General features: G+C 73.5%; 16 protein-coding genes. 3 read left to right on the top strand and 13 right to left on the bottom strand.

The features are described from left to right. Positions 1-127 precede the first annotated feature (127 nt). The 7 genes from ACIBH3_RS31510 to ACIBH3_RS31480 all read right to left on the bottom strand — a co-directional run bounded on the left by ACIBH3_RS31510 (position 128) and on the right by ACIBH3_RS31480 (position 7,899). Positions 128-1,411, bottom strand: coding sequence for a geranylgeranyl reductase family protein (locus ACIBH3_RS31510; protein ID WP_396315524.1), 1,284 nt, complete (start codon positions 1,409-1,411; stop codon positions 128-130). Between the two features lie 109 nt (positions 1,412-1,520). After that, on the bottom strand, positions 1,521-2,213 hold the full coding sequence (locus ACIBH3_RS31505; protein WP_396315521.1) for a demethylmenaquinone methyltransferase: 693 nt from the start codon (positions 2,211-2,213) through the stop codon (positions 1,521-1,523). Between the two features lie 134 nt (positions 2,214-2,347). After that, entirely contained in the window at positions 2,348-2,932 is a 585-nt protein-coding gene (locus ACIBH3_RS31500) for a hypothetical protein (protein ID WP_396315520.1), read from the bottom strand. A gap of 193 nt (positions 2,933-3,125) precedes the next feature. Then, positions 3,126-3,734, bottom strand: coding sequence for an imidazolonepropionase-like domain-containing protein (locus tag ACIBH3_RS31495; RefSeq protein ID WP_396315519.1), 609 nt, complete (start codon positions 3,732-3,734; stop codon positions 3,126-3,128). Further along, positions 3,734-4,954: a cyclic dehypoxanthinyl futalosine synthase gene (mqnC, locus tag ACIBH3_RS31490; RefSeq protein ID WP_396315518.1), complete on the bottom strand. Its 1,221-nt coding sequence runs from the start codon at positions 4,952-4,954 to the stop codon at positions 3,734-3,736. The genes ACIBH3_RS31495 and mqnC overlap by 1 nt, the downstream gene beginning before the upstream one ends. 156 nt (positions 4,955-5,110) lie before the next feature. After that, positions 5,111-6,838: a serine/threonine-protein kinase gene (locus ACIBH3_RS31485; protein WP_396315517.1), complete on the bottom strand. Its 1,728-nt coding sequence runs from the start codon at positions 6,836-6,838 to the stop codon at positions 5,111-5,113. 206 nt (positions 6,839-7,044) lie between these two features. Beyond that, a complete protein-coding gene (locus tag ACIBH3_RS31480) occupies positions 7,045-7,899 on the bottom strand; it encodes a menaquinone biosynthetic enzyme MqnA/MqnD family protein (RefSeq protein WP_396315523.1) in 855 nt (284 codons plus the stop codon). A 351-nt stretch (positions 7,900-8,250) separates the two neighbouring features. Between ACIBH3_RS31480 and ACIBH3_RS31475 the strand changes: the two genes are divergently transcribed. Both ACIBH3_RS31475 and ACIBH3_RS31470 read left to right on the top strand, forming a co-directional pair. Further along, positions 8,251-8,454: a cold-shock protein gene (locus ACIBH3_RS31475; protein ID WP_057227626.1), complete on the top strand. Its 204-nt coding sequence runs from the start codon at positions 8,251-8,253 to the stop codon at positions 8,452-8,454. A 158-nt stretch (positions 8,455-8,612) separates the two neighbouring features. Continuing rightward, positions 8,613-9,638 (top strand): bile acid:sodium symporter family protein, encoded by a 1,026-nt coding sequence (locus tag ACIBH3_RS31470; RefSeq protein WP_396315516.1) that lies wholly within the window; start codon positions 8,613-8,615, stop codon positions 9,636-9,638. A gap of 110 nt (positions 9,639-9,748) precedes the next feature. Here the strand turns inward: ACIBH3_RS31470 and ACIBH3_RS31465 are convergent, their stop codons facing one another. Together ACIBH3_RS31465 and ACIBH3_RS31460 are read right to left on the bottom strand one after the other, a co-directional pair. Next, on the bottom strand, positions 9,749-10,246 hold the full coding sequence (locus tag ACIBH3_RS31465; protein WP_396315515.1) for a peptidylprolyl isomerase: 498 nt from the start codon (positions 10,244-10,246) through the stop codon (positions 9,749-9,751). 166 nt (positions 10,247-10,412) lie between these two features. Further along, positions 10,413-11,756, bottom strand: coding sequence for a dicarboxylate/amino acid:cation symporter (locus ACIBH3_RS31460; RefSeq protein ID WP_396315514.1), 1,344 nt, complete (start codon positions 11,754-11,756; stop codon positions 10,413-10,415). Positions 11,757-12,192: 436 nt separating this feature from the next. Here ACIBH3_RS31460 and ACIBH3_RS31455 point away from each other — a divergent pair, with 436 nt between their 5' ends. Continuing rightward, positions 12,193-13,434, top strand: coding sequence for an MFS transporter (locus ACIBH3_RS31455; protein ID WP_396315513.1), 1,242 nt, complete (start codon positions 12,193-12,195; stop codon positions 13,432-13,434). A gap of 65 nt (positions 13,435-13,499) precedes the next feature. On the opposite strand, the gene ACIBH3_RS31450 is transcribed toward ACIBH3_RS31455, so the two are convergent. From ACIBH3_RS31450 to ACIBH3_RS31435, 4 genes are all read right to left on the bottom strand, one after another. Next, entirely contained in the window at positions 13,500-14,477 is a 978-nt protein-coding gene (locus ACIBH3_RS31450) for a LacI family DNA-binding transcriptional regulator (protein WP_396315512.1), read from the bottom strand. A 273-nt stretch (positions 14,478-14,750) separates the two neighbouring features. Continuing rightward, positions 14,751-15,095 carry a DUF4229 domain-containing protein gene (locus ACIBH3_RS31445; protein ID WP_396315511.1) on the bottom strand — a complete coding sequence of 115 codons (345 nt, stop codon included), beginning with the start codon at positions 15,093-15,095 and terminating at the stop codon, positions 14,751-14,753. Positions 15,096-15,202: 107 nt separating this feature from the next. After that, positions 15,203-15,730 carry a GNAT family N-acetyltransferase gene (locus ACIBH3_RS31440; protein ID WP_396315510.1) on the bottom strand — a complete coding sequence of 176 codons (528 nt, stop codon included), beginning with the start codon at positions 15,728-15,730 and terminating at the stop codon, positions 15,203-15,205. 22 nt (positions 15,731-15,752) lie between these two features. Continuing rightward, a complete protein-coding gene (locus ACIBH3_RS31435) occupies positions 15,753-17,063 on the bottom strand; it encodes an MFS transporter (RefSeq protein ID WP_396315509.1) in 1,311 nt (436 codons plus the stop codon). Between the last annotated feature and the right edge of the window lie 109 nt (positions 17,064-17,172).

The raw sequence follows: 17,172 nt of genomic DNA, 5'->3' as shown, positions 1-17,172 counted from the left end.
GCGTGGGGGGTGGGGCCCGGTGGGCGCGGGTTTTTTTGTTTTGCCCCCCCAAGGGGGTCCTGGGGGGGGGGGCGGGGGGGCGGGGGGGGGCCCCCCCCCGGGGGGGGGGGGGCCCCCCGGTCGGTGCTCAGGCGTTGGGCGCGACCTTGGCGAGGCCGTTGATGACGCGGTCCATCGCGTCGCCGCCCTGCGGGTCCGTCAGGTTGGCGAGCATCTTCAGGACGAACTTCATCAGCACCGGGTGGGTCAGACCGCGCTGGGTGGCGATCTGCATGATCTTCGGGTTCCCGATCATCTTCACGAAGCCGCGGCCGAGCGTGTAGTAGCCGCCGTACACGTCCTTGAGGACCTTGGGGTAGGCGTGCAGGGCGCGCTCGCGGCCCGCGTCCGTCACCCGGGCGTTGGCCTGGACGATGACGCCGGCCGCGATCTGGCCGGATTCCATCGCATAGGCGATGCCCTCGCCGTTGAACGGGTTGACCATCCCGGCCGCGTCGCCGACCAGCAGCAGGCCGCGGGTGTAGTGCGGCTGGCGGTTGAAGGCCATCGGCAGCGCCGCGCCCCGGATCGGGTCGGTCATGTTCTCCGGCGTGTAGCCCCACTCCTCGGGCATGTTGGCGCACCAGGACTTGAGCACCTCACGCCAGTCCAGCTCGCCGAAGGCGGGCGAGGAGTTGAGGATGCCCAGACCCACGTTGGAGGTGCCGTCGCCCATGCCGAAGATCCAGCCGTAGCCGGGCAGCAGCTTCTTCTCGCCGCCCCGGGTGTCCCACAGCTCCAGCCAGGACTCCAGGTAGTCGTCGTCGTGGCGCGGCGAGGTGAAGTACGTCCGGTACGCCACGCCCATCGGGCGGTCCTCGCGCCGGTGCAGGCCCATGGCCAGCGAGAGCCGGGTGGAGTTGCCGTCGGCGGCGACGACCAGCGGCGCGCGGAAGGTCACCTCGCGCTTGTCGGCGCCGAGCTTGGCGGTGACGCCGACGATCCGGCCCGTCCGGTCGTCCAGCACCGGGCCGCTGACGTTGCAGCGCTCGTACAGCCGCGCGCCGGCCTTCTCGGCCTGACGGGCCAGCAGCTCGTCGAAGTCGGCGCGCTTGCGCACCAGGCCGTAGTCGGGGAACGCGGACAGCTCGGGCCAGTCGAGCTCCAGCCGGACGCCGCCGCCGATGATCCGCAGGCCCTTGTTGTGCAGCCAGCCGTTGCTCGTGGAGACGTCGATGCCCATGTCGACCAGCTGCTTGGTCGCGCGCGGGGTCAGGCCGTCGCCGCAGACCTTCTCGCGCGGGAACTCGGTCTTCTCCAGCAACAGGACGTCCAGCCCGGCCTGGGCCAGGTAGTACGCGGTGGTGGAGCCCGCCGGGCCCGCGCCGACCACGATGACGTCGGCCGTGCTCTCCACGGACCCGGTACTCAGGTCGACTGCGGTCTCGGACACGGTGGGCACTCTCCTGCGCTGCGGGTCGGCGGGGCGTGGGCCGGGCCGGTCGTCGACCGGTCGTCGGCTTGGACGAGTCTACGAGTGATCAGGCCTTGAAGGCCCTGTGCAGGGCCACAATGCCGCCGGTCAGGTTGCGCCAGGCGACCCTGGACCAGCCGGCCTCCTGCAGACGGCCCGCCAGGGCGGGCTGGTCGGGCCAGGCGCGGATCGACTCGGCGAGGTACACGTACGCGTCGGGGTTGCTGCTGACGGCGGTCGCCACCGGCGGCAGAGCCCGCATCAGGTACTCGGTGTAGACCGTCCGCAGCGGCGTCCAGGTCGGGGTGGAGAACTCGCAGATGACGACCTTGCCGCCGGGCTTGGTCACCCGCAGCATCTCGCTCAGCGCGGCGTCGGTGTCCTGGACGTTGCGCAGGGCGAAGGAGATCGTCACGGCGTCGAAGGAGGCGTCGGCGAACGGCAGACTGGTCGCGTCCCCGGCGGTCAGCGGCAGCTCCGGGTGGCGGCGCTTGCCCTCGGCCAGCATGCCCACCGAGAAGTCGCACGGGACGACCCTGGCACCGGCCTCCAGGAACGGCAGCGAGGAGGTGCCGGTGCCGGCCCCGAGGTCGAGCACCACGGCCCCCGGCCCGGCGTCCACCGCCTCCGCGACCGCCCGCCGCCAGGCGCGGGCCTGGCCGAGGGAGAGCACGTCGTTCGTACGGTCGTACTTGGCCGCGACGTCGTCGAACATCGCGGCGACTTCGTGCGGCTGCTTGTCCAGGGAGGCTCGGGTCACGACACCATTCTTCACCCTCCTGCGGACAAGACCGGCAATGGGGCCGTTCCCACCCGTTCACGCCGCCCCGCACGCCCAGCCGCCGCAGCTCGGTGGAGCCCCCGAGCGGCTCGGTGCGGGCCCCGCCGCCCGGCTCAGTGCAGCCCGCGGCGACCGCCCTTGCGGCGGCGGCGGGAGCGCTTGCCGTGGGTTATCGCGGGCATGCCGTCGGCCAGCGCCTCGGTGGCGAAGGCGACCGTGGTGCGGACCCGGTTGGCGCCGGCCAGGGCCGACTCGGCCCGGCGGTGGCGGCCGATCCGCAGCGCGCAGGCGAGGAACAGCAGCGCCGCGACCGGCACGCTCATCCGGGCCAGGCCCACCCCGACCGGCTGCGGGTAGGTGTCGCCGCAGATCCGCACGGCGGCGGGGTCGTCGGCGGCGTGCTCCAGGCAGACGTGGTCACCGACCTGGCTGGTGTCGCTCAGCGGCAGGGCGGCCGCGGTGTGCTGCTGGCCGCCCGCGCGGTAGCTCACCGCGCTGTACGAGCCACCGCCGCCGGGCAGCTGGGTGACGGTGCCCTCGACCTGGACCGGGTGGGCGCCGATCCGGTCGGCCTGGTCGGCCTGGCGCCAGCCCAGCAGGCACATGCCGACGGCCAGCACTGCGCTGAGCACCGCGGCGAGGTACCAACCACGGCCCAGCCGCGGGGCTCGCGGCGGGGGGACGGTCGCGGGTCGCATGGTTCCTTGTCCTGGCTTGCCTGGTCGGAGCCCTGGGGCGGGGCGCCTGCCGTCCGGGGACGGACGCTGTCCGGGATCGTATCCGCTGGCGGGGCCTCAGGTCACTGCGAAGGGTCAATCAGAGGGCGTGACCGGGACGTGAGTTAGGCCGCACTCGAATGGTTCGGGCCCGTGCGAGCGGTGTGACGCCCGCTCAGTGGCGGCGGAAGACCAGCCGTCCGGCCAGCACGGTGGCCAGAGCGCCGCCCGCCCGGGGCACGGCCGGGCCGGCCGGGCCGGAGGCCTCGAAGACGGCGAAGTCGGCCGGCCCGCCGATGGTCAGCCGGCCGTGCGCGGCCTGCGCGAGCGTCGCCGTGGCCAGCGGGTCGAGCGGGCCGGCGAGCCCCTCCCCCGGCAGCGCCGTCAGCCCGGAGCGGGCCACCGCCGTGCGGACCGCGGGCCGTTCGAACGGGCCGGCGACCGCCGTCGTGCCGTAGCCGAGCATCCGCTGCAAGCCGCGCCGGGCACTGGCGCCGGCCTGCGTCTCGTCCAGCTCCAGGCCGGGGACGGGCTCCGCACCGATCTCCTCGCGCGGGTCCGGGTGGTAGGCGCACTCCAGCAGCCAGTGCCCGCAGGGGTTGCGCAGTCCGGGGGTGAGCAGGCCGTCCCACCGTCTGGTCCGGGCCGCCGGGAAGGCCCCGGCCAGCTCGGCGTACGGCCCCAGGCCCGCGATCCGGGTGCCCTGCACCAGCACCGCCCCGTCGGTGACCGGCGGGGCGGTGGGGTCCGCGAGCAGGGTGGTGACCCGGTGCAGGGTCAGCATCAGCTGGTGGAGAGGATCTTCAGCTCGGGGTGCGCGGTGCCGCCCTCGATGGCGGTGGAGGCGATGTGCGAGGCCACCCGCGGGTCGACCGGGTCGTTGGCCGGGTCGTCCAGCACCCGCAGGTGCTGGTAGGTGGTGGAGCGCTGGGCCGGGGTGCGGTCCGCGGCGCGGATCAGGTGGATCAGCTCGGTGAGGTTGGAGCGGTGCTTGGCACCCGCCATCGAGACGACGTTCTCCTCCAGCATGACCGAGCCCAGGTCGTCGGCGCCGTAGTGCAGCGACAGCTGGCCGGCCTCCTTGCCGGTGGTCAGCCAGGAGCCCTGGATGTGGGCCACGTTGTCGAGGAACAGGCGGGCGATCGCGATCATCCGCAGGTACTCGAAGACGGTGGCCTGGGTGGAGCCCTTGAGGTGGTTGTTCTGCGGCTGGTAGGTGTACGGGATGAAGGCGCGGAAGCCACCCGTACGGTCCTGCACCTCGCGGATCATCCGCAGGTGCTCGATCCGCTCGGCGTTGGTCTCGCCGGTGCCCATCAGCATGGTGGAGGTGGACTCCACGCCCAGGCCGTGGGCGGTCTCCATGATCTCCAGCCAGCGCTCGCCCGACTCCTTCAGCGGCGCGATCGCCTTGCGCGGCCGCTCCGGCAGCAGCTCGGCGCCGGCGCCCGCGAAGGAGTCCAGGCCGGCCCGGTGGATGCGGGTGATGGCCTCCTCGACGGAGACCTTGGAGATCCTGGCCATGTGCTCGACCTCGGAGGCACCGAGGGAGTGGATCACCAGGTCGGGGAAGTCCGCCTTGATCGCCGAGAACGCCGTCTCGTAGTACTCCACGCCGTAGTCCGGGTGGTGGCCGCCCTGGAACATGACCTGGGTGCCGCCGAGCTCGACCGTCTCCGCGCAGCGGCGCAGGATCTCGTCGAGGTCGCGGGACCAGCCCTTGTCGCTCTTCGGCGCCACGTAGAAGGCGCAGAACTTGCACGCCGTCACACAGACGTTGGTGTAGTTGATGTTGCGCTCGATGATGTACGTCGCGATGTGCTCGGTACCGGCGTAGCGGCGGCGGCGCACCGCGTCGGCGGCGGAGCCGAGCGCGTGCAGCGGCGCCCGGCGGTAGAGCTCCAGCGCCTCCTCGGGGCTGATCCGGCCCCCCGCGGCCGCTCGGTCGAGGACGGCCTGCAGGTCGGTGCTGGGCGCATCGAGGGTCGCTGCGAGCTCGGACACCTGGCGGCCTTCTCTCTCTCGGTGGTGCGGCGTGGTGCGTCGTGATGGTGCGTGGTGCGGCGGGTGGGACGTACGGGCCGGCGCGTACGGAAGGGGTGTCCGGGCCGGTCGTGGTACCGCCGAACCAGCCTACGCCAGGGGGTCGGCGGCTCGGCGTCAGCCCGCTCTGCTCATGACTCCCACCGGGTTGCCGGCCGGCGGGTCGGCCGAGCCGAAGCGGATCGTCCCGTCGCCTCGGAGGGTGAGCGTCTCGCGCGTCGAGCCGTTGGTGCAGAATCCGGCCGGGCTGGAGCGGACCAGCCTGGACTGGAAGACCAGCTCCTTCGCGGAAACCGACTTCAGCGTCCAGGCACCCTCGCAGCTGACCGAGACGATGCTCTCGACGCTGTTGACGCTCGTGGTGGTCTCGGCGCCGATGGCGGCGGGCCGGACGGTGATGGTGGTGGTGCCGGCGGGGATGTGGGTGTCGGTGGTCGTCATGTCACCGCGCCAGACGCCGAGGAAGGCCGGCGGGATCACGCTGGGGCCGCCGGAGCCGGTGGCCGCGGCGCCGGTGGTGGCCACGGCCGTGGTGGTGGCCGGGCTCGGCGGCGGGCCGTCGGTGGCGGCCGTGGTGGCGGCGCCCGTCGCGCAGGTGGAGGCGGGGCCCAGCGCAGGCGCCGCCGGTACCCCGCCCACCGAGGTGCTGACGGACGGACACGGCGTCGCGCCGCCCCGGGCGGTGTCGCCGCCGTCGCCCGAGCCCAAGCCCTGGTAGAGCTTCAGGCCGCCGAAGGCCGCCAGCAGCACCGCCAGCGCACCGAGGGTGAGCGTGCGCGCCCTCCGGCGTCCGCGCGCCGGGGCATCCGCCGACGGTGCGTCCGCCGATGGGGCGTCCGCCTGCGTGGGCGTCCACTCCCGCGCGGCGCCGACGGCCCGGGCGGCCGTCGCCGGGCCGCCCGCAGCCGGGCCGGTCGGAGCAGCCGGCTCCGCCGAGTCCAGGTGGAGCAGCTCCACGGCGCTGCGCCCGACCGCCGCCGCGAGCGCCGGCGGCAGCCAACCGCCCTGCCCCGACCGTCCGGTGGCCGCCTCGCCCGCCTCCTCGGCGTCCAGCAGCGCCAGCAACTCGGCCGGGGTCGGCCGGGCGGCCGGATCCTTCGCCAGGCAGCCGAGCACGATCTCGCGCAGCCCGCCGTCCAGCCCGTGCAGGTCCGGCTCCTCGTGCAGCACCCGGTAGAGCAGTACCGCCGCGCTGACGCCCTCGCCGAACGGCGGCGCCCCGGTGGCCGCGTACGCCAGCACCGCGCCGAGCGAGAACACGTCGCTGGGGGCGCCCGCCCTGGTGCCCTGCGCCTGCTCGGGCGACATGAAGCCGGGTGAGCCGACCACATAGCCCGATCGGGTGAGCGCGGTCGCGGCGTCCAGGGCCCGGGCGATGCCGAAGTCGATCAGTCGCGGGCCGTCGAAGGTGAGCAGCACGTTCGACGGCTTGACGTCGCGATGGACCGTCCCGAGGCCGTGCACGTGCGCCAGCGCCCGCGCGAGCCCGGCGCCCAGCGTATGGACGGCCGGCTCGGGCAGCGGGCCGAACTCCCGTACGGCGGTGCCGAGCGCCGGCCCGGCGACGTAGCCGGTGGCGACCCAGGGGCGCTCGCTCTCGGTGTCCGCGTCCAGGACGGGCGCCGTCCACTCCCCGCCGACCAGCCGGGCCGCGGCGACCTCCTGCCGGAAGCGGGCGCGGAACTCGCCGTCGTCGGCGAGCTCGCCGCGCACCACCTTGACGGCGACCGTCCGGCCGCCGGCCGTCCGCCCGAGGTAGACCCGGCCCATGCCGCCCGCGCCCAGGCGCCGCAGCAGCCGGTACTCCCCGACCTGTCTCGGGTCCTCGGACCCCAGTGGTTCCATCCCCGTACGCTCCCCTCGCCACCCACCACCGCCGGCAGCCGCCCGCCGACAGCGCAAGACCGTACCGGCCCGGCGGCCCACCTCGCCGGACCCACCCGGCCACAGCCGGAACCGCCACCGGCCGGCGGCCCGCCACCGGCCCGCCGGGGCAGCGCCGCAGGGGAAGTCGGCGGGTCCGACTTCCCCTGCGGAGCCTCCTCCTCGGCTCAGCCGACGGGGGCGGTCTCCAGCAGCTGGATCCGCACATCCGGGGCGAAGCCGCTGTCGTGGCCGACCCGGCGGGCGAACTCGGCGATGCCGGCCAGCTGCCGCTCGCCGAGCGAGAAGTCCAGGGCCTCGCTGAAGTACCGCTCCAGCACCGGCGCGTCGAAGGCCTCCCAGCGGGCGGCCTGCTCGGCGACCTGGGCCGACTCCGCGAGCGAGAGGTCACGCGACTCCAGGAACGCCCGGTGCACGGCGGCGACGGCCTCGGGCCGACCGGCGAGGAAGTCCCGGCGGGCGGCCCACACCGCGAAGACGAACGGCAGGCCGGTCCAGTCCTTCCACATCTCGCCGAGGTCGTGGACCGCCAGGCCGCGCGAGGGCGCCTGCTCCAGCGAGGCGCGCAGCGCCGGATCGCCGATCAGCACGGCGGCGTCCGCCTCGGCCAGCATCGCGTCCAGGTCGGGCGGGCAGCTGAAGTACTCGGGCCGGACGCCCTCGCGCTCCTCCAGCAGCAGCTGGGCGAGCCGCACGGACGTACGGCTGGTGGATCCCAGCGCGACCCGGCGGCCGTCCAGTGCGGCGAGCGGCACCCGGCTGACGATCACACAGGACATCACCGGGCCGTCGCTGCCGACGGCGATGTCGGGCAGGACGACCAACTCGTCCGCGTGCCGCAGGTACTCCACGCAGGTGATCGGACCGATGTCGAGCGAGCCGGCGACGAGCAGGTCGCTGAGCTTCTCCGGGGTGTCCTTGGTGAGGTCGAGGTCCAGCAGGGTGCCGGTCCTGGCGAGGCCCCAGTACAGGGGCACGCAGTTGAGGAACTGGATATGTCCGACCCGAGGCCTGGCCGGCATCGCCGGGCCGCTCGCATCCCGTACTGCCACTGCTCGCTCCTCTGCTGTTCGTACGCTCCTGGCAGCGTATGCCCGCTCCCTCCGGGCGCCGCCACCGACCGTCCGACACGCCCTGCCCACGCCTCAAGTCACCCCTGGTCGAGCCCGCGCCCGCATGCTAGCGTTGCCGTCAGTTGCAGTTTGATTCCCCTTGCAGTACTTGAAGCCTGCGGAGCATGTAACCGCGGGCTTTTTGTAGTTTTTCAGCAATATCGAAAAACTCCGGACCCATTCCGGAGGCGGGGCGATCAGCGCAGCGGACCGGGTGCCACACGGTGTGGCCCCCAACACGTCCCTCGCAAGGAGAACGGCATGGCTCAGGGAACCGTCAAGTGGTTCAACGCTGAGAAGGGCTTCGGCTTCATCGCCCAGGAGGGCGGCGGCCCCGACGTCTTCGTCCACTACTCCGCCATCAACGCGAACGGTTTCCGCTCGCTGGAGGAGAACCAGGCGGTCAGCTTCGACGTCACCCAGGGCCCGAAGGGCCCGCAGGCGGAGAACGTCACCGCAATCTGACCATCCTCTGATGATCTGATCGCTCGGGACCCCAGTGGGTCCGTCGGCGGCCGCCGTGCCGTCACATGAGCACAACGTGCAGTACCCAAGGGGGCTCGCCACGTCCTGGACGCGGTGGGCCCCCTGCCTTTTGCCCCCGATGGGCGAGAATGTCTCCGATGCACCAGTTGTCCGCCGCCCTCCGGGCCGTCGAGCGCGCCCTGCACCGGATCGGCGTCGACGGCTACGTCCTGCTGCTGCTCTGCACCGTCGCCCTGGCCACCCTGCTGCCCGCCACCGGCCGGGCCGCCACCGCCGTCAGCGCCGCGGTGAGCATCGCCATCGGGCTGCTCTTCTTCCTGTACGGGGCCCGGCTCTCCCCCCGGGAGGCGCTGGCGGGCGCCCGGCACTGGCGGCTGCACCTGCTGATCCTGGCCTGCACCTTCGTGCTCTTCCCGCTGCTCGGGGAAGCCGCCCGACTGCTGCCCGCGAGCATGCTCGCCCCGCAACTGGCCACCGGCGTGCTCTTCCTCACCCTGCTGCCGTCCACCGTGCAGTCCTCGGTCGCCTTCACCTCGATGGCCCGGGGCAACGTCGCCGCCGCGATCTGCGCCGCCACCTTCTCCAGCCTGATCGGCATCGTGCTGACCCCGCTGCTCGCCGCCTGGCTGCTGGCCGCCGACACGGGCGTGCGGATCAACGGCGGGCAGATCCTGGACATCGTGCTCCAACTGCTGGTGCCCTTCGCGGCCGGCCAGCTGCTGCGCCGGTGGGTGGCCCCCTGGCTCGGCCGGCACCGGGTGGTGACCAGGGTGGTCGACCGGGGCTCGATCCTGCTCATCGTCTACAGCGCGTTCAGCGAGGGCGTGCGCGAGGGCATCTGGGGGCAGGTGACGGCCGGGCAGATCCTCTGGCTGGCTCTCGTCTGCGCCGTACTGCTGGGGCTGGTGCTCGGCTTCACCACGGTGGCCTCGCGCCGGCTGGGCTTCGCCTGGGCGGACCAGGTCACCATCCGGTTCTGCGGCTCCAAGAAGAGCCTGGCCAACGGCCTGCCGCTGGCCACCATCCTCTTCCCGGCGGCCACCGTCGGGCTGACGGTGCTTCCGCTGATGCTCTTCCACCAGCTCCAGCTGATGGTCTGCACCGTGCTGGCCCGCCGCTGGGGCCGCCGGCGCGTCGACGAAGCCGGCGGCGAGGCGCCCTGACCCGGCGCCGGCACGGCGGTGACGAGGCGGCGAGTCGCCCTCACGCGGCCGCGGGAATGCGGACGGCCCACCCCCGGAAGGGGCGGGCCGTCAGGTCCGGTCGGTGAGGACTACTCGGCGACGACGCCAGAGGCCTTGATGGCGATCTCGGCCTTGGTGGCACCGGAGCTGGAGCCCAGCGACTCGATCTTCCGCACCAGGTCCTGACCCTCGACGACCTCGCCGAAGACGACGTGCTTGCCGTCCAGCCAGCCCGTGACGATCGTGGTGATGAAGAACTGCGAGCCGTTGGTGTTCCGGCCGGCGTTGGCCATCGAGAGCAGGAACGGCCGGTCGTGCTTCAGGGTGAAGTTCTCGTCGGCGAACTTCTCGCCGTAGATGCTCTTGCCGCCGGTGCCGTCACCGCGGGTGAAGTCACCGCCCTGGAGCATGAACTCCGGGATGACCCGGTGGAACTTGGAGCCCGCGTAGCCGAAGCCGTGCTCGCCGGTGGCCAGCTCACGGAAGTTCTGAGCCGTCTTGGGGACCACATCGTCGAACAGCTTGAAGACGATCCTCCCCGCATCCTCGCCCTGGATGGTGATGTCGAAGAATACGTTCGAGTTCATGCGAGGCATCCTGTCACAGCCTCCGTGCGACGTGCGAGACGAGACGTCCGATGCCCCGCACCGCCCGGCCGTCGAGCGCCGGCGCCGCGCGGATCATGACCGCCACCAGCACAAACGCTCCGAGCCCCCGCCCGCGGCTGCGGGGAGGGCGCGGAGCGTCGGCGTGTCAGGCCGCGGCGGGCGCCTGCTCGGCGGGCCGGGGCCCGGCCGCGAGCGGACTCTCGTCGTACAGGTCGGCCGCCGGGCTGTTGTAGGCGACCAGGTCCAGCGTCTTCTCCCGCGCGGACACCAGGATCGGCACGACCGCCTGCCCGGCCACGTTCGTGGCGGTCCGCACCATGTCGAGGATCGGGTCGATGGCCAGCAGCAGGCCCACGCCCTCCAGCGGGAGGCCCAGGGTGGAGAGGGTCAGGGTCAGCATCACGATGGCGCCGGTGAGGCCGGCGGTGGCGGCCGAGCCGATCACCGAGACGAAGGCGATCAGCAGGTAGTCACGGATGCCGAGGTCGATGTTGTAGACCTGCGCGACGAAGATCGCGGCCAGCGAGGGGTAGATCGCGGCGCAGCCGTCCATCTTGGTGGTGGCCCCGAACGGGACGGCGAAGCTCGCGTACTCGCTCGGGACGCCGAGGCGCTCGGTGACACGGCGGGTGACCGGCAGCGTGCCGACCGAGGAGCGGGAGACGAAGGCCAGCTGGATCGCGGGCCAGGCGCCCTTGAAGAAGTTGAGCGGGTTGAGGCCGCCGACGAACTTCAGCAACAGCGAGTAGACGACGAACAGCACCAGCGCGCAGCCGATGTAGACGTCGGCGGTCAGCGTCGCGAACGGCTTGAGCAGGTCCCAGCCGTACTTGGCGACGGACTTGCCGATCAGGCCGAGGGTGCCGAGCGGGGAGAGCCGGATGACCCACCAGAGCGCGGTCTGGGTGAGTTCGAGGACGGTCTCGCTGAGCTTCAGGACCGGAGCGGCCCGCTCGCCGGCCTTGAGGATCGCGGCGCCGGTCACGACCGCCAGGAAGACGATCTGCAACACGTTCACCTCGGTGAAGGAGGTGACGATGTTGGTCGGGACGATCCCGGTCAGGAAGTCGACCCAGGTGCCGGTGCCCGTGGGCGCCTTGAGGCCCTCGGTGGAGAGCGCGGTGCCCTCACCGGGGTCGGTGAGCAGGCCCAGGCCCAGGCCGATCGCGACGGCGATCAGCGAGGTGATCAGGAACCAGAGCAGGGTGCGGACGGCCAGCCGGGCCGCGTTGGTGACGTTGCGCAGGTTCGCGACGCTGACCACGATCGCGGTGAAGACCAGCGGCGGCACGGCCAGCTTCAGCAGCTGCACGAAGGTCTTGCCGATGGTCTCCAGCGTGGTCGCGAGCCACGAGACGTCGGCGGTCCTGGCGACGTAGCCCAAGATCACGCCGAGGCCGAGGCCGGCGACGATCTGGACCCAGAACGGGGTCCTGCGGAGTCTGGTGAGCACGGATGGCGACGAGGTCGCCTCGGGCGCTGTGGACATGACGGTGCGGCTCCGGGAGAGGGCGTTGCGTGACGGGGGAGGCTGGGGCGGGCGGCACGACGCACGGGCCCCGGGCGCGCGGGGGCGCTCGGGCGGGGCGTGCCGCCTAGATACAGCTCAGGGCGCGACAGACGCGCGGGCTGTCCACAGCACCGAGCAGGCGCGGACGGGCCAGGGGCATCGAGCCCGCTGCCTGCATCCGGGGAGCGCCTGGGGTGGTCATGGGCGACACGTTAGCAGTAGAGATTTGAGATGTTCAAAGTACTTCTTTGAGATACGGACACGAACCGACCTGACGTTCCATCATCGCGGCCCCTCGGGCTCGATTGACCGCGGGCAGTTATACGTATAACTTTGATGATGATCCCACCGCCCTGCCGCCAACCCGACCTGCCGCCCCGCCGAGACCCGCCGCCCGACCGTGGAGACCCGTCCCATGGGCTATGTCGCCCTGCTCCGTGCCCCGCACGTCACCCGACTCCTGTTCGGCACCCTGCTCGGGCGCCTGCCGGCCGGCATGACCGGCCTGGTGATCGCCCTCGCCCTACGGGAGGCGGACGCGCCGTACAGCCGGATCGGGCTGGCCACCGCCGCCTACGCGTTGGCCGCCGCGGTCGGCGGCCCCGTCCTCGGCCGGATCGTCGACCGCACCGGCCAGCCGCGCGTCCTGCTCGGCGCCGCCGTGGTCGCCGGCCTCGGATACGCCCTGCTCGCCTTCGCCCCCGGCTCGGCGCTCGCCGCCCCGATCGGCGCGGCCGTCGCCGGGCTGGCGATGCCCCCGCTGGAGCCGTGCCTGCGTGCGCTCTGGCCGGTCGTGGTGGAGGAGGAGCAGCTCGACACCGCGTACGCCTTCGATTCCGCCTCTCAGCAGATCCTCTACGTCGCGGGGCCGCTCGCGGTGGCCGGGATCGCCGCCGCGTTCAGCCCCGTCGCCGCGCTCTGGGCCGCCGCCGGGCTCGGCCTGGCCGGCGCGCTGGTCGTCGCCACCGCCGCACCCGCACGCGCCTGGCAGGCCCCGCCGCGCGAACGCTCGGGCGCCGGCCTGCTCGGCCCGCTGCGCTCGCCCGGCCTGGTGCTGCTGCTGATCGGCCTGGCCGGCGCGGGCTGGACGGTCGGCGCCCAGACCGTGCTCTTCATCGCCTACGCCGAGCAGACCGCCGCCGCGGGCGAGGGCATCCCCGGCGGGGCCGGCACGCTGCTGGCGCTGGCCGCGCTCGGCGGGCTGGTCGGCGCACTCGCGTACGGCGCGGTGAAGTGGCGCAGCAGCACCGCCACCCGCACCTGGGTGATGGCCCTCGGGATGGCGGTGTCCTTCCTGCCGCTGCTGCTGCTCCCCGGCCCGCTCGCGATGGCCGGGCTGGCGCTGCTCTCGGGCGTCGGGCTGGCCCCGCTGCTGGCCGCGGCCTTCGTGCTGATCGCCGAGCTGGCGCCGGTCGGGACGGTCACCGAGGCCTTCGCCTGGCTGATCACTCTCTTCGCCACCGGCAACTCGCTGGGGTACGCGGTGTCGGGCTGGCTGGTCGCCGGCTCGCTGCGCGAGGTCGCGCTCTGCGCGGTGGCCGGGATCGGGCTCGGCGGCCTGCTGCTGTTCGGTGCCCGCCGCTGGTTCCAGCCTGCGGCCCCGGCGGACGCCGTGACCGCGGCACCCACGGCCCCGGAGCCCGTCCCCGCCGCCTGAGCGGCAGCGGCCGACGGCGCGGGTGGCCCGGGCGTGGGCCGGGGCACTCGGGTGTGGGAGGGCGGCTAGCCGGCCGGGGGGTGGGCGGTGGTGGAGGAGCGGAGCACCAGGGCGGTGGCGAGCGGGGGCACCGGGGTGACCGGTTCGCCGTGCAGCAGGCCGGCGAGGGCGGCGACCCCGACCCGGCCGAGCTCCTCGCCGGGGAGGTCGACGGTGGTCAGCGGCGGCGCCAGCAGGCCGGCCACCGGGATGTTGTCGATGCCGACCACCGAGACGTCCGCCGGGATCCGCAGGCCCAGCTCGGCCGCCGCCTGGTAGACGCCCGAGGCGACCACGTCGTCGTCGCAGATCACCGCCTGCGGCCGGTCGGGCCGGCCGAGCAGCTCGTACGCCGCGGTGCGGGCCTCCGACTGGCCCAGGTTGAGGCTGACGCCCAGTTCGACCACGTCCAGGCCCAGTTCGCGGGTGGCCCGCTCGAACGCCTCCTGCCGGACCCGGAAGGTGTACGCGGAGTGGATGGAGCGCAGATGGCCGATCCGGCGGTGGCCGAGGCCGGCGAGGTGCTCGACGGCGGCCCGCATGCCCCCGGCGACGTCCAGTTCCACGGTCGGGCGGGAGCGGTCGGTGCCCGGGTCCGCGTCCAGGAACACCACCGGGGTGTCGGCGGGCAGCTCGCCGAGCTGGCTGTCGTCCGGTGAGCAGATCAGCAGGCCGTCGAAGCGGCTGGTGGTCGCGGCCTCGGCGAGCGTGGCACTGCCCCAGCCGGAGCTGACCACCACGGCCAGCCCGTGCCGGCCGGCCTCCTCGTGCACCCCGACCAGGACCCGGCCGAAGAACGGCCCGAGGATGTTGGGGACGGCGAGCAGGATCATCCCACTGCGGCCCAGCCGCAGTTGCCGCCCCGCGGCCTGCGGCCGGTAGCCGAGCCCGCGGGCGGCCTCCCTCACGCGTTGCCTGGTCGCCTCGGACACCCGGCCGCCGGCGTCCGAGCCGGAGAACACCAGTGAGACCGTCGCCTGGGAGACGCCGGCCACCCGCGCCACGTCGCGTCCGGTCGGCCGGCGGCCCTGGCCGCCGCGGGGGGCGCCCGCACCGGCCCCACCGGCTCCAGCGGCTCCAGCACCCGCACCGGAAGTCGGACCGGCCGACTTCCGGTGCGCGGCCGAGTCGGATGCCGCGCCCGGCACCGAACCCGCGCCTGAGCCCGCGCCCGCGCCGGCGGCCGGTGCTGAACCCGCGCCCGACGCGGGGTCGCTGCGGCGCGGGCGGGCTGGGGTGTCCACGGGGGGCCGGGTCCGGGGGCCGGGTGCGGCGGGTCAGCTCTGCGGGGCGGCGACCGAGCGGGCCACGTCGTCGGCGGCGTCCTCCTCGGCGTTCTGCGCGGCGATCCGCTCGGCCGTACGGCTGCGCATCCCGGTGACCCGCTCGGCGATCTGGGCCGACATCTCGTCGCGCTGCTTGCTGAGCAGCACGTAGCTGAGCGGCGCCGAGACCAGGGCCGCCAGCAGGAACAGGAAGACGGCGCCCGAGGAACCCGCCACCGGGATGATCCCGAAGTGGCCGAGCAGCAGCGCCAGCAGCAGGCAGCCGAGGAAGATGCTGGCCCGCAGGGAGGTGTAGCGGAGCGTGGCGTGCGACTTGCTGCTCACATTGCTGCTCACGGGGAACGTCCTTACTGCACGGGTCGAACTGGGCCGGTCTCCCAGTGAAGCATGCCGAACGGGCGGCCCGGCTCAGGGGGCCGCCGCGCTCCGCCGGGCCGCCGCCGTCAGCGCAGGTCGAGCCACATGGTGACGTCGTCGCGGTCGTCCCCCGGGGCGACCCGGATGGCGCCGGGGACGCGCCCGACCTCGGTGTACCCGCAGCGGCCGTAGAACTTCTCCAGGCCGCAGCCGCCGCGCAGCGTCAGCCGCAGGCCCGCCAGACCCCACTCGCGGGCGACCCGCTCGGCCTCGGCCATCAGCTCGAAGCCGTAGCCCCGGCCCTGGAGGCCGGGGTGGACCATCACCCGCTTCAGCAGCCGCCAGTGGTCCATCAGAGCGAAGCGGACATCCTCGAAGAACAGGCAGCCGGCGAGCCGGCCCGTCCCCTCCTCGTACGCGACCAGCAGGTGGTCGGGCCCGCCCGGGCCGACGCCGGCGAGCTGTTGCTCGGCGGTGACCCGCACCTCGTCCGGCGTCACGGGCGGGACGAAGCCGACCGCGCCCCCGGCGTTGCTGACGTCCGTCCACAGGTGGACGAGCTGCTCGCGCAGTTCAGGGGTGAGATCCGGGGCGAGTGTGAAGACCAGTGCCATGGGCCCCGAGCCTAGCCGCCGGCTAGGACGGGGCCGCGGGAACGCCGGCCGGCCTCCTGCCCAGGGCCAGGCAGAGCAGCACCGCGATCGCGCACAGCCCGCCGGCCGCGTACCAGGCCAGGTCGTAGTCGCCGAAGGCGTCGCGGGCCACCCCGGCCAGGCCGGCGACCAGCGCGGCGCCGATCTGGTGGCTGGCCAGCACCCACCCGAAGACGATCGGCGCGTCCGCCCCGAAGTGCTGGCGGCAGAGCGCCACGGTCGGCGGCACCGTCGCGACCCAGTCCAGGCCGTAGAAGATCACGAAGGCCAGGATCGGCGGCTTCAGCGAGCCGGCGAACAGCTGCGGCAGGAAGAGCAGCGAGATCCCGCGCAGCGCGTAGTAGGTGACGAGCAGCTTCCGGGAGTCGAAGCGGTCGGTGAACCAGCCGCTGGCGATGGTGCCGGCCACGTCGAAGACGCCGACCATGGCCAGCAGGCTCGCGGCGGTGGTCACGGGCATGCCGTGGTCGTGCGCGGCGGGGATGAAGTGGGTGCCGACCAGGCCGGCCGTGGTGGCGCCGCAGATCGCGAAGGATCCGGCCAGCAGCCAGAACGCCGTGCTGCGCGAGGCCTCGCGCAGCACCCGCAGCGAGCGCAGCAGCGCGCTGCCGTCCGTCGCCGGGGCCGGCGGCTCCTGCTCGGTCGCGCCGTACGGGAGCAGGCCGAGGTCGGCGGGGCGCTCGCGCATCAGCGCCAGCACCGGGACGGCGACGGCGGTGGCCGCCAGCGACACCACCACGACCGCCGTCCGCCAGCCCTGCTGTTCCACCAGCCAGGCCAGCAGCGGCATGAAGACCAGGTTGCCCGCCGCGCCGGCGGCCGTCAGCACACCCGTCACCAGGCCCTGGCGGGCTCTGAACCAGCGGCCGGTGACGGTGGTGGCGAAGGCGCCGGCCATCGAGCCGCTGCCGAGACCCACCAGCACGCCCCAGCAGAGGATCAGCTGCCAGCTCTGCGTCATCAGGATGGTCAGCCCGGAGCCGACCGAGATGGTCAGCAACGCGCAGACCACCACCAGGCGGACGCCGAACCGGTCCATCAGCGCGGCGGCGAAGGGGGCGGTCAGGCCGTACAGGGTGAGGTTGACGGAGACGGCGCTCGCGATCGTGGCGTGCGACCAGCCGAACTCGCCGGTCAGCGCGTCCATCATCAGGCCGGGGGTGGAGCGGAAGCCGGCCGAACCGACCAGGACGAGCAGGGCGACGCCCGCCACCACCCAGGCGTAGTGCAGCCGACGGGCGGGGGCGGGGGTAGGGGTGGGGGCGGGGGCGGGCTCGGTGGTCGCATCGGTCACAGCACCCGAGTCTCCCGAAGGCCCCCGCGCCCCACGAGTGGCCTGACTGCCAGCTTTCGTCAGGATCGGGCCACGAGCTGTGGCAGCATCGGGTCACACGCAGCGAGGG

The organism is Kitasatospora sp. NPDC050543 (assembly GCF_044457565.1).
Taxonomy (GTDB): domain Bacteria; phylum Actinomycetota; class Actinomycetes; order Streptomycetales; family Streptomycetaceae; genus Kitasatospora.
The sequence above is the reverse complement of the archived record's forward strand: the minus strand, read 5'-3'. Positions and strand labels throughout refer to the sequence as shown.

What these genes read in the sequence shown, in the direction of transcription:
- ACIBH3_RS31500 (WP_396315520.1), bottom strand. Translation starts at nt 2,932, where the DNA reads ATGCGACCCGCGACCGTCCCCCCGCCGCGAGCCCCGCGGCTGGGCCGT.
- ACIBH3_RS31495 (WP_396315519.1), bottom strand. Translation starts at nt 3,734, where the DNA reads ATGCTGACCCTGCACCGGGTCACCACCCTGCTCGCGGACCCCACCGCC.
- ACIBH3_RS31485 (WP_396315517.1), bottom strand. Translation starts at nt 6,838, where the DNA reads ATGGAACCACTGGGGTCCGAGGACCCGAGACAGGTCGGGGAGTACCGG.
- ACIBH3_RS31480 (WP_396315523.1), bottom strand. Translation starts at nt 7,899, where the DNA reads ATGCCGGCCAGGCCTCGGGTCGGACATATCCAGTTCCTCAACTGCGTG.
- ACIBH3_RS31475 (WP_057227626.1), top strand. Translation starts at nt 8,251, where the DNA reads ATGGCTCAGGGAACCGTCAAGTGGTTCAACGCTGAGAAGGGCTTCGGC.
- ACIBH3_RS31470 (WP_396315516.1), top strand. Translation starts at nt 8,613, where the DNA reads ATGCACCAGTTGTCCGCCGCCCTCCGGGCCGTCGAGCGCGCCCTGCAC.
- ACIBH3_RS31465 (WP_396315515.1), bottom strand. Translation starts at nt 10,246, where the DNA reads ATGAACTCGAACGTATTCTTCGACATCACCATCCAGGGCGAGGATGCG.
- ACIBH3_RS31460 (WP_396315514.1), bottom strand. Translation starts at nt 11,756, where the DNA reads ATGTCCACAGCGCCCGAGGCGACCTCGTCGCCATCCGTGCTCACCAGA.
- ACIBH3_RS31455 (WP_396315513.1), top strand. Translation starts at nt 12,193, where the DNA reads ATGGGCTATGTCGCCCTGCTCCGTGCCCCGCACGTCACCCGACTCCTG.
- ACIBH3_RS31440 (WP_396315510.1), bottom strand. Translation starts at nt 15,730, where the DNA reads ATGGCACTGGTCTTCACACTCGCCCCGGATCTCACCCCTGAACTGCGC.